Origin of the sequence: Streptomyces sp. NPDC051041, from assembly GCF_044456065.1 — a bacterium.
Taxonomy (GTDB): Bacteria; Actinomycetota; Actinomycetes; order Streptomycetales; family Streptomycetaceae; genus Streptomyces; species Streptomyces glaucus.
Genome location: NZ_JBITFM010000013.1, coordinates 119,278 through 129,868, shown reverse-complemented (window position 1 = coordinate 129,868; position 10,591 = coordinate 119,278). Strand labels below are relative to the sequence as shown.

General features: G+C 72.5%; 11 protein-coding genes and 2 pseudogenes. 12 read left to right on the top strand and 1 reads right to left on the bottom strand.

Annotation, left to right across the window (positions count from 1 at the left end):
- Window positions 1-128 precede the first annotated feature (128 nt).
- The gene (locus ACIBAI_RS20760) at window positions 129-995 is read right to left on the bottom strand and encodes an SAM-dependent methyltransferase (protein WP_399036224.1); all 867 of its coding nucleotides are present in this window, start codon (window positions 993-995) and stop codon (window positions 129-131) included.
- 198 nt (window positions 996-1,193) lie between these two features.
- Here ACIBAI_RS20760 and ACIBAI_RS20755 point away from each other — a divergent pair.
- From ACIBAI_RS20755 to ACIBAI_RS20700, 12 genes and pseudogenes are all read left to right on the top strand, one after another.
- Window positions 1,194-2,608 (top strand): annotated as a pseudogene (locus tag ACIBAI_RS20755) (His/Gly/Thr/Pro-type tRNA ligase C-terminal domain-containing protein).
- A 257-nt stretch (window positions 2,609-2,865) separates the two neighbouring features.
- A complete protein-coding gene (locus ACIBAI_RS20750; protein ID WP_344604260.1) occupies window positions 2,866-3,468 on the top strand; it encodes a hypothetical protein in 603 nt (200 codons plus the stop codon).
- Between the two features lie 315 nt (window positions 3,469-3,783).
- Window positions 3,784-4,203: a 30S ribosomal protein S16 gene (gene rpsP, locus ACIBAI_RS20745; RefSeq protein WP_399036222.1), complete on the top strand. Its 420-nt coding sequence runs from the start codon at window positions 3,784-3,786 to the stop codon at window positions 4,201-4,203.
- Between the two features lie 2 nt (window positions 4,204-4,205).
- Window positions 4,206-4,445, top strand: coding sequence for an RNA-binding protein (locus tag ACIBAI_RS20740; RefSeq protein WP_003973401.1), 240 nt, complete (start codon window positions 4,206-4,208; stop codon window positions 4,443-4,445).
- Window positions 4,446-4,528: 83 nt separating this feature from the next.
- Entirely contained in the window at window positions 4,529-5,071 is a 543-nt protein-coding gene (gene rimM, locus ACIBAI_RS20735; protein WP_399036220.1) for a ribosome maturation factor RimM, read from the top strand.
- Complete coding sequence (gene trmD, locus ACIBAI_RS20730; protein ID WP_399036218.1) at window positions 5,071-5,904, top strand: tRNA (guanosine(37)-N1)-methyltransferase TrmD; 834 nt, start codon at window positions 5,071-5,073, stop codon at window positions 5,902-5,904. The genes rimM and trmD overlap by 1 nt, the downstream gene beginning before the upstream one ends.
- 135 nt (window positions 5,905-6,039) lie before the next feature.
- On the top strand, window positions 6,040-6,390 hold the full coding sequence (gene rplS, locus ACIBAI_RS20725) for a 50S ribosomal protein L19 (RefSeq protein ID WP_344604267.1): 351 nt from the start codon (window positions 6,040-6,042) through the stop codon (window positions 6,388-6,390).
- 45 nt (window positions 6,391-6,435) lie between these two features.
- Window positions 6,436-7,152 (top strand): signal peptidase I, encoded by a 717-nt coding sequence (lepB, locus tag ACIBAI_RS20720; protein WP_399036214.1) that lies wholly within the window; start codon window positions 6,436-6,438, stop codon window positions 7,150-7,152.
- Window positions 7,145-8,230: pseudogene (lepB, locus tag ACIBAI_RS20715) on the top strand (signal peptidase I); the annotation flags it as partial. The gene lepB (ACIBAI_RS20720) and the pseudogene lepB (ACIBAI_RS20715), both read left to right, overlap by 8 nt.
- Window positions 8,121-9,101 (top strand): signal peptidase I, encoded by a 981-nt coding sequence (lepB, locus tag ACIBAI_RS20710; protein ID WP_399036212.1) that lies wholly within the window; start codon window positions 8,121-8,123, stop codon window positions 9,099-9,101. The pseudogene lepB (ACIBAI_RS20715) and the gene lepB (ACIBAI_RS20710), both read left to right, overlap by 110 nt.
- A gap of 165 nt (window positions 9,102-9,266) precedes the next feature.
- On the top strand, window positions 9,267-10,043 hold the full coding sequence (gene lepB, locus ACIBAI_RS20705; RefSeq protein ID WP_399036210.1) for a signal peptidase I: 777 nt from the start codon (window positions 9,267-9,269) through the stop codon (window positions 10,041-10,043).
- Window positions 10,033-10,557 (top strand): NUDIX hydrolase, encoded by a 525-nt coding sequence (locus tag ACIBAI_RS20700; RefSeq protein WP_399036208.1) that lies wholly within the window; start codon window positions 10,033-10,035, stop codon window positions 10,555-10,557. Before lepB (ACIBAI_RS20705) ends, ACIBAI_RS20700 begins: the two co-directional genes overlap by 11 nt.
- Window positions 10,558-10,591: the final 34 nt, after the last annotated feature.

Genomic DNA, 10,591 nt, shown 5'->3' with positions numbered 1-10,591 from the left:
TTTTCCTTCGGCCCGTCTTTTTTAATTTTTTGTTGGGGGGGGGGGGGGCGGGCGGGGCCCCCCCCGGCGGGGGGGCCCCCCCTGGGCGGGGCGGGGCCGCCCCCGGTGACGTGAGCCCGTCCGGCCCGCTACGGCACCCGCGCGATCAGGTACCGGAACACGTTCGGCATCCACACCGTCCCGTCCGGGCGCTGGTACGGGTGCAGGGCCTCGGTCAGCTCCTTGTCGACCTGCTCCCGGCCCGCCGCGGTGACCGCCGCGTCGAACAGCCCCGTCGACAGCAGCCCGCGCACCGCGCTGTCGGTGTCGGCGTACCCGAAGGGGCACGCCACCCGGCCGGAGCCGTCCGGCCTCAGTCCGGCGTGCCGGGCGACCTCCTCCAGGTCGTCCCGCGCGGCGGACCGCCAGCTCCTCGCACCGCGCAGCGGGTCCGCCGGCCCGGTCGCCGCCCGCAGCACCGCCGACGTGGCGCAGCGCTCCGGCGGCCCCCAGCCGGCCAGCACCACGGGCGCCCCCCGCTCGGCGAGCGGCGTCGCCTCCGCGAGCAGCTCACCCAGTCCTTCGGCGTCGCCCGCGCGGCACCCGATCGGCTCGAACGCGGTCACCAGCGTGTACGCGGGCGCGTGCGAGTCCGCCGCGTCCCGGGGGGACCCGTCCACGATCCGGGCGTCCGCCCGCGCGCGCGTGCCCCAGGTCCCGGACGCCCCGGGCAGCAGCCGCTCCCGCGCGAGGGCCAGCCGTTCCGGGGAGGCGGTGTCGACGCCGGTGACCGCGGCGCCCCGGGAGGCCGCCATCAGCAGGGCGAGCCCGGAACCGCAGCCGAGGCCCAGCACCCGTGCGCCGGGGCCCACTTCCAGCCGTTCGTAGACGGCCTCGTAGAGCGGTACGAGCATTCTCTCCTGTATCTCGGACCAGTCACGCGCGCGGGCCCGCAGGTCCACGCGGGGGACGCCCCCCGCGTGAGGTGGATGCTGCCGCACGAGCGTAGGTGTCATATGTAAGCGCCCCATTCCGACGAGAGTTGCCCTGTGCACCATGACGTGGCCTCTGTGCAGTGCGTCCGCACTCCCCCCGTATGCCAGGAAACTCCGGGCCCGGCGTGTCGTCCAGGGGTAGCGGGGCCCGGTTTGCGGGATGCCCGGCCATGTGGCGAGATTTCACATCCCGGCAACCTGGGCCCGTACCATCGCGCCATGGCCAAGGCACCCGTTCTCACGCTCCGGGCGGAGGACTTCCCGCGCTGGTACAGGACCTGATCGGCAAGGCCGAGCCGGCCGACAACGGGCCGGTGCGCGGCACCATGGTCATCCGGCCGTACGGCTACGGGCCGTGGGAGCGGATGCAGGCCGAGATGGACGCCCGGATCAAGCGGACCGGCGCCCGGAACGCCTACTTCCCCCTGCTGATCCCCCAGTCGTACCTCACCCGGGAGGCCGACCACGTCGAGGGCTTCGCGCCCGAGCTGGCCGTGGTCACGCACGGCGGCGGCAAGGACCTGGAGGAGCCCGCGGTCGGCCGGCCCACCTCCGAGATGATCGTCAACGCCTCCTTCGCGAAGTGGGTCCAGAGCTACCGCGACCTGCCCCTGCTCATCAACCAGTGGGCCAACGTGGTCCGCTGGGAGCTGCGGCCCCGGCTCTTCCTGCGGACGACCGAGTTCCTGTGGCAGGAGGGCCACACCGCGCACGCCACCTACGAGGAGGCGCGCGACTTCGCCGCGCGCGTCCACCGCCGGGTCCACGAGGACTTCATGGTGAACGTCCTCGCCATGGACGTCGTGCCCGGCCGCAAGCCCGCCCGGGAGCGGTTCGCGGGCGCCGTCGACACCCTCACGCTCGAAGGCATGATGGGCGACGGCAAGGCGCTGCAGATGGCCACCAGCCACGAACTGGGCCAGAACTTCGCCAGGGCCTTCAACACCTCGTACCTGTCGAAGGACGGCACGCGGGAGCTGGTCTGGCAGACCTCGTGGGGCTCGACCCCCCGCATGATCGGCGCGCTGGTGATGATGCACGGCGACGACCGCGGCCTGCGGGTCCCGCCGCGGCTGGCGCAGATCCAGGTCGTGGTGCTCGCGGTCAGGGACGACGGGCCGGTTCCGGCGGAGGTCCGCGGGGTCGGCGACCGGCTGCGGGCGGTCGGCGTCCGGGTCCATGCCGACGACCGCACCGACATGCCCTTCGGCCGCCGCGCCGTCGACTGGGAGCTCAAGGGCGTCCCGGTGCGCGTCGAGATCGGCCCGCGCGACCTGGCGGACGGCACCGCGACGCTGGCCCGCCGCATCCCCGGCGGCAAGGAGCCGGTGGCCGTCGACGGCCTCGCGGACCTGCTCCCCGGGATCCTGGAGGAGGACCAGGCGCTGCTGCCGGCGCAGGCCCGGGAGCGCCGCGAGTCCCGGACGTTCGACGTGACGACGGTCGGGGAGGCCGTCGAGGCCGCCACCGCCGGCGGCTGGGCGCGCATCCCGTGGACCCTGCTCGGCGAGGAGGGCGAGGCCAAGCTGGCCGAACACGCGGTGACCGTACGCTGTCTGGTCGCCGAGGACGGGTCGGTGCCGGACGACGGCGACGCACCCGGTAACGTCGCGATCGTCGCCCGCGCCTACTGAGCGGCGCCTTCTTCGCGGGAGCGGCCGAAAGGCCTCTTGCGCCCCCGCGGACACGGCCACTCCGGCGCGCACACAGCGGCTACGCGCCGGGGCGTACGTCAGGCTACGCACCGGCTTGGCACGAGCTGTGAGGCTTCTCCGCAGTTCAGCGCACCCGCCCTCGTCGGGGCACATCAGCGGCAACTGACGGGTACGTGCAAATTATTTGAGATGCCCCGGAATAGGAACACGGCGGCACCCCGGCTCGTTGCCATTACGTGAGCACGACACCACCTGTTCTCGCCGCAGAGCTGGCGCAGGCGTGGGCCGACATTCAGCGGTACCACCCCGAGCTGCCCGATCTTGCCGCGCCCGAGTCCCTGATCGGAGAGTCGTCGTCCGCCTGCGGGCACGAGCTCTCCTTCGAGCGACTGCTCCATGAGGCAGTCCACGGCATCGCCGCCGCGCGCGGAGTCCGCGACACCTCCCGCGCCGGCCGCTACCACAACCGCAGATTCCTCGCGATCGCCGAGGAGCTGGGCCTGGACCACCCCGAGGAACCGCATCCCAGCAGCGGCTTCTCGCTGGTCACGCTCACCCCCGAGGCGAAGCGCCGCTACCGTACGACGATCGAACGCCTCCAGCGCGCGCTGAAGGCCCACTCGGCCGCGACCTCGTCCGACACCTCCCGCACCTTCCGCGGCCCGGCCGCCCGCCACGGCTCCTCCGGCGGCGGCGTCCGCGTCAAGGCGGTCTGCGACTGCGGCCGCAACGTCCGGGTCGTCCCGTCGGTCCTGGCCCAGGCCCCGATCGTGTGCGGCGGCTGCGGCAAGCCCTTCCGCATCCCGGAACCGGAGGTCGTGGGCGCGGGGGCGCGCTGACGCGCTCGCACCGGCATCTCGTGGCTGCCGGTCGAGCACGCGACGCGTGGGGCGCCGTCGGGGGGCGCCCCGCGGCCCCGGGCGGCGCACCCGGCGTACGGTCACCGCGACGCCGGGTGCCCCTCCGGCCGGTCCTGCCGCGCCCCTCGGCTCGGAGCGGCCCGTGGGGTATGGCACAATGGCTAGCTGTACTCGACAGCCGCACAGGACCCCTCTCTCCTCCGGCTGACGCGTCCATCGGGCACTCGGGTACCGCAACCCCACGCGGCCGTCTCGCCGTGCCCCACCACGTCAATTCCAGGAGAACCCACTCCCGTGGCAGTCAAGATCAAGCTGAAGCGTCTGGGCAAGATCCGTTCGCCTCACTACCGCATCGTCGTCGCCGACTCCCGTACCCGCCGTGACGGCCGGGCCATCGAGGAGATCGGCAAGTACCACCCGACGTACAACCCGTCGGTGATCGAGGTCGACAGCGAGCGTGTGGCGTACTGGCTCTCCGTCGGCGCTCAGCCCACCGAGCCCGTGCTCGCCATCCTGAAGAAGACCGGCGACTGGCAGAAGTTCAAGGGCGAGCCCGCCCCCGCGCCGCTGCTGCAGCCGGCCGAGAAGCCCGCGCGTCCGTCCTTCGAGGCGCTCGCCGGCGAGGACGAGGGCAAGGGCGAGGCGATCACCCAGAAGAAGAAGGCTGAGAAGAAGGACGAGGCGTCCGCCGAGTCCGAGTCGACCGAGGCCTGAGGATGCTTGAGGAGGCTCTTGAGCACCTCGTGAAGGGCATCGTCGACAACCCTGACGATGTGCAGGTCGCCTCGCGCAACCTGCGTCGCGGACGTGTGCTCGAGGTCCGGGTGCACCCGGACGACCTCGGCAAGGTGATCGGCCGCAACGGCCGCACCGCACGTGCTCTGCGCACCGTCGTGGGCGCCATCGGCGGCCGCGGTGTCCGGGTCGACCTCGTCGATGTGGACCACGTCCGCTGACGCTTCGCAGCACCGGCTCGGGCCGGGGAGGGCCGCTGGGCCGTCCCCGGCCCGTAGTCGTTCCAGACAGGAGATCTTCACAAGTGCAGCTGGTAGTCGCACGGATCGGCCGCGCTCACGGCATCAAGGGCGAGGTCACCGTGGAGGTACGTACCGACGAGCCGGAGCTCAGGCTCGCCCCCGGCGCCGTCCTGGCCACCGATCCCGCGTCCGTGGGACCGCTGACCATCGCGAGCGGCCGTGTGCACAGCGGCCGTCTCCTCCTGCGCTTCGAGGGCGTCGCCGACCGCAACGCGGCCGAGGCCCTGCGCAACACCCTCCTGATCGCCGACATCGACCCGGACGAACTGCCCGAGGACGAGGACGAGTACTACGACCACCAGCTGATCGACCTCGACGTCGTCACCAAGGACGGTGTGGAGGTCGGCCGGATCACCGAGATCTCGCACCTGCCCGCGCAGGACCTGTTCGTCGTGGAGCGCCCGGACGGCAGCGAGGTCTTCATCCCGTTCGTCGAGGAGATCGTCACCGAGATCGACCTCGACGAACAGCGGGCGGTCGTCGACCCGCCGCCCGGCCTGATCGACGACCGGGCCGAGATCGCCTCCTCCCGGGAAGAAGTCTGATGCGGCTCGACGTCGTCACGATCTTCCCCGAGTACCTGGACCCCCTGAACGTCTCCCTGGTCGGCAAGGCCCGCGCGCGCGGGCAGCTGAACGTGCACGTGCACGACCTGCGCGACTGGACGCACGACCGGCACAACACCGTCGACGACACGCCGTACGGCGGCGGCCCCGGCATGGTCATGAAGACCGGGCCGTGGGGAGAGGCGCTGGACTCCGTCCTGGCGGACGGCTACGAGACGGGCTCCCGCGAGCCCGCCCTCGTCGTGCCCACGCCCAGCGGCCGCCCCTTCACCCAGGAACTCGCCGTCCACCTCTCCGAGCGGCCCTGGCTGATCTTCACGCCCGCCCGCTACGAGGGCATCGACCGCCGCGTCGTCGACGAGTACGCCACCCGCATGCCCGTCTACGAGGTCTCCATCGGCGACTACGTCCTGGCCGGCGGCGAGGCGGCCGTCCTGGTCGTCACGGAGGCCGTGGCCCGGCTGCTGCCCGGTGTCCTCGGCAACGCCGAGTCCCACCGGGACGACTCCTTCGCGCCCGGCGCCATGGCCAACCTCCTGGAGGGGCCCGTCTACACCAAGCCGCCCGAGTGGCGCGGCCGGGGCATCCCGGAGGTGCTGCTCAGCGGCCACCACGGAAGGATCGCCCGCTGGCGCCGGGACGAGGCCCTGCGCCGTACGACGGTCCACCGGCCCGACCTCATCGAGCGCTGCGACCCCAAGGCCTTCGACAAGAAGGACCGCGAGACGCTGTCCGTCCTGGGCTGGGAACCGGACCCGGAGGGGGAGCCGTACGGCCGATTTTGGCGCAGGGTCGACGGCGTGGAAGAATAGGCCGCTGCTGTGCGCCCGTCCGGCGCGCGCCCCTGCCGCAGGGGGACACGACGCCCGCCCCGACCCGCGCAGCCCTGATCCGAAACCCCTAGTTTCCGTTGATGACCTGCGGCATCAGCGAAGAAAGCAGACGAAATGTCCCACCTGCTCGACACCGTCGACGCCGCGTCGCTGCGCAGCGACATCCCGGACTTCCGCCCGGGCGACACCGTCAACGTCCACGTCCGCGTCATCGAGGGCAACCGCTCCCGTGTGCAGCAGTTCAAGGGCGTGGTCATCCGCCGCCAGGGCTCCGGCGTGCGCGAGACCTTCACGGTCCGCAAGGTCTCCTTCTCCGTCGGCGTCGAGCGCACCTTCCCGGTGCACACCCCGATCGTGGAGAAGATCGAGCTCGTCACCCGCGGTGACGTGCGCCGCGCCAAGCTGTACTACCTGCGCGAGCTGCGCGGCAAGGCGGCGAAGATCAAGGAGAAGCGCGAGAGCTGAGCGCTCTCCGGGGTTCACGGCGGGGCCGGATAGCATCTGGCCCCGATGGACACCGAAGCACAGCCGACGGAGCGCGACCGCTCCTCCCGCCCCTCCGGCTCCGAGGAGATCCCGGAGCCCGAGGGGCCGGGGGGACGGTCGCGTTTCGCGTTGGCGGCGCGGACCGCCGACTGGCTCCCGGGCGGCGGGATCTCCCTGACCCTGCTGGTCTGCCTGCTGTTCCTGCTGCTGTTCAGCACGTTCGTGGCGCAGCCGTTCCAGATTCCCAGCGGATCCATGGAGCGCGGACTGAGGATCGGCGACCGCGTCCTCGTGAACAAGTTGGCGTACCGTTTCGGTGCCGAGCCGCACCGCGGCGACATCGTCGTCTTCGACGGCACCGGCACCTTCGGGCACGGCGACTACGTCAAGCGCGTCGTCGGTGCGGGGGGAGACCACGTGGTCTGCTGCGACAGGGAGGGGAGGATCGAGGTGAACGGCCGGTCGGTCGACGAGTCGGCGTTCCTGTACCCCGGCGACAGCCCGTCCACCGTGCGCTTCGACGTCGTCGTGCCGGACGGCACCCTCTTCGTCCTGGGCGACCACCGCAGCGACTCCAGCGACTCGCGCGACCACCTGGGCTCGCCGGGCGGCGGCATGGTCCCCGTCGACGACGTCATCGGCCGCGCCGAGGCGATCGTGTGGCCGCTCGGCCACGCCACCCGGCTGCGCCGGCCCGACGCCTACGCGCGCGTGCCCGCCGCGGAGGGCGCCCATGGGTAACCGCGGCAAACCGCGCGGGGCGCCCGCCGACCCCGCGGAGAACCCGCTGCCCACCGGGGACCGGCGCGCCGGCGGCCCGGCCCGCGGCCGCACCCGCGCGGAGCGGCGCAAACTGCAGCGCAAGGTCAAGCGGCGCCGCAGGCGCAGCGCGGTCAAGGAGATCCCCCTCCTCGTCGGCGTCGCCGTCCTCATAGCGCTCGTTCTGAAGACGTTCCTGCTCCAGGCCTTCGTCATCCCGTCGGGTTCCATGGAGCAGACGATCCGGATCGGCGACCGGGTGCTGGTGGACAAGCTCACCCCGTGGTTCGGCGCCAGGCCGCAGCGCGGGGACGTCGTCGTCTTCCGCGACCCCGGCGGCTGGCTCCAGGACGAGCAGCCCACCAGGAAGGACGACCCGGTCGTCGTCAAGCAGGCCAAGCAGGCGCTCACCTTCATCGGCCTGCTGCCGTCCGAGGACGAGCAGGACCTGATCAAGCGGGTCGTCGGCGTCGGCGGGGACCGCGTCACGTGCTGTGACGCGCAGGGGCGGGTCACCGTCAACGGCGTTCCCCTGAACGAGGACTACCTGTACCCCGGCAACGCCCCGTCCGCGACGCGGTTCGACGTCACCGTCCCCGAGGGGCGGCTGTGGGTGATGGGCGACCACCGGTCCAACTCCGCCGACTCGCGCTCCCACCAGGACACCGGCCACGGCGGCACGGTCTCCGAGGACGGCGTGGTGGGACGGGCCATGGTGATCGCCTGGCCGCTGGACCACTGGAGCACGCTGCAGGAGCCGGAAACCTACGCGGCCGTGGCCGACTCGGCCGCCGGGTCGGCCGCTGCTCCCCGGCTGTCGCATAGGGTTGCCTCCGACGATTCGAACAGAACGATCCAGCTCCCGAGCCCTGCGGAACTCCCGCTCGTTATGGGAGTGGTGGGCCTGCGCCGCATACGGAGCAGGCGGCGGCACAGAGTAAGGAGTTGGCGTGGGGGATGTGGCGGTTGGCGCACGGTCCGGACACGACGGCGAGGAACACCGTGGACGCCCCGGGGAGGCGGCCCCCCCGGCCGCGGACGGCGCCGTCGCCTCAGGGAACGACTCCAAGGCGGCCGAGGACGGCACGATGACGGACGAACAGACCAGGGGCGAGGGCGGACGGGAACCGGACCGGACGTCCTCCCAGCAGAGGAAGCAGCGTTCCTTCTGGAAGGAACTGCCCATCCTGATCGGTATCGCGCTGGTGCTGGCGCTGCTGATCAAGACGTTCCTGGTGCAGGCGTTCTCGATCCCCTCCGACTCGATGCAGAACACCCTCCAGCAGGGTGACCGGGTCCTGGTCGACAAGCTCACCCCGTGGTTCGGCTCCGAGCCCGAGCGCGGCGAGGTCGTCGTCTTCCACGACCCCGACGACTGGCTGGCGGGCGAGCCGACCACCGAGCCGAACGCGCTGCAGACCTTCCTCAGCTGGATCGGCCTGATGCCGTCCCCGTCGGAGAAGGACCTCATCAAGCGGGTCGTCGGGGTCGGCGGCGACACGGTCGAGTGCAGGAACACCGGCCCGCTGAGGGTCAACGGCAAGGCGCTGGACGAGCCGTACGTCTATCCCGGCAACACGCCGTGCAGCATGGACGACCAGGGCGGCCAGTTCAAGGTGAAGGTGCCCGAGGGCTACGTCTGGGTCATGGGCGATCACCGGCAGAACTCGCGGGACTCGCGCTACAACCAGTCCGACCGGCACAGCGGCATGGTTCCGGTGAAGGAGGTCGTCGGACGGGCCGTCGTCATCGCCTGGCCGGTCACCCGCTGGAGCACCCTGCCGGTTCCGCCCACGTTCGACCAGCCGGGCCTGGACGAGCAGACGGCGGCCGCCGCCCTGACGGTCGCGCCCCAGGGACTCGCCCTCGCCGGCGTGGTGCCGGTGGCGCTGTGGCGCCGCCGGCGGATCACGGTGGCGAACACGCGCTGAGGAAGCGTCCTTGGACGGGGCCGGGCAGCGGTACGCGCTGTACCGCCTGTTCCCGGCCGGTTCCCCCGGCTGCGGCCGGTCCCGCGAGGGCCGCGCGGAGCGCGTGGCCCGGTTCCCGCCGGGAGGGCTGACCGGGTCGGGTACCGCCGGGTAGGGTGCGGATCCATGGGTGGTGAGAGCACGACGCGTACGGCCCCGCGCGGCGGCGGCACGAACACGGGCCCGGCGGGCGGCCGGACCGGACAGCGGCTGTCCGGGCTGGCCGTCGCGCTGGGCCTGGTGCTGTTCCTCGGCGGGTTCGCCTGGGGGGCGGTGCTCTACCGGCCGTACACCGTGCCGACCAGCTCCATGGCGCCGACGATCGACGCGGGCGACCGGGTGCTGGCGCAGCGGATCGACGGCGAGGCGGTCCGGCGCGGCGACGTCGTGGTCTTCCAGGACGCGACCTGGGCCGACGCGCCGATGGTCAAGCGCGTGGTGGCCGTCGGCGGCGACACCGTGTCCTGCTGCCAGGACGGCAGGCTGCGGGTCAACGGCAAGGAGATCGACGAGCCGTACCTGCCCGAGGGCACGCCGGCCGAGCTCGGCGGCTTCCCGGCGGTGACGGTCCCCGAGGGGCGGCTGTTCCTGCTCGGCGACGAGCGGGACACCTCCGTGGACTCCACCGCCCACCTCACGGACGCCGCCGGCGGCACGGTGTCGCGCGACGACGTGGACGGCCGGGTCGACGCCGTCGTCTGGCCCATGGACGGCATGCTGGAGCGGCCCACCGGTTTCCAGGCGCTCGGCGCGCTCTCCTCGCCGGGACCGCTGCGCACGATCGTCGCGCTGGTGGTCGCCGGGGCCGTGCTGATCTTCGCCGGGGCCGCGTACGGCCCCCTCGCCCAGCGGATCGGAGCCGCCCGCGGCCGGGCGAGGACGGAGCCGGCCGGTGCCCGCTGAGGCGACGCGGACGGGCCGGGACGCGTACGGGGGCGGCCTGCGCAAGGTGGCCCGGGTGGTGCTGCTCGATCCGCGGGACCGCATCCTGCTGCTGCACGGCCACGAGCCGGACGACCCGGCCGACGACTGGTGGTTCACGCCCGGCGGCGGAGTGGAGGGCGACGAGACCCGTGAACAGGCCGCTCTGCGGGAACTCGCCGAGGAGACCGGCATCACCGAGGTCGAGCTCGGCCCGGTGCTGTGGCGGCGGAGGTGCTCCTTCCCGTTCGCGGGCCGCCGCTGGGACCAGGACGAGTGGTACTACCTGGCCCGGACCGCCCGGACGGCGATCGCGGCAGCGGGCCTGACCGAGCTGGAGCGGCGCAGCGTCGCCGGAGCGCGCTGGTGGACGTGTCAGGAACTGACCGGGACACATGAGACGGTGTATCCGACCAGACTCGCCGAGCTGCTGCGCACGCTGCTCGACGAAGGTCCTCCCGCCCGGCCCGTGACCCTGGACACGGAAATCGTCTAGGGGTTCGCGGGACTGGCGCACAATGGTGGGACCG

Coding starts and splice junctions, on each gene's coding strand:
- ACIBAI_RS20760 (WP_399036224.1), bottom strand. CDS start 995: ATGACACCTACGCTCGTGCGGCAGCATCCACCTCACGCGGGGGGCGTC.
- ACIBAI_RS20740 (WP_003973401.1), top strand. CDS start 4,206: ATGCTTGAGGAGGCTCTTGAGCACCTCGTGAAGGGCATCGTCGACAAC.
- trmD (WP_399036218.1), top strand. CDS start 5,071: ATGCGGCTCGACGTCGTCACGATCTTCCCCGAGTACCTGGACCCCCTG.
- rplS (WP_344604267.1), top strand. CDS start 6,040: ATGTCCCACCTGCTCGACACCGTCGACGCCGCGTCGCTGCGCAGCGAC.
- lepB (WP_399036214.1), top strand. CDS start 6,436: ATGGACACCGAAGCACAGCCGACGGAGCGCGACCGCTCCTCCCGCCCC.
- lepB (WP_399036210.1), top strand. CDS start 9,267: ATGGGTGGTGAGAGCACGACGCGTACGGCCCCGCGCGGCGGCGGCACG.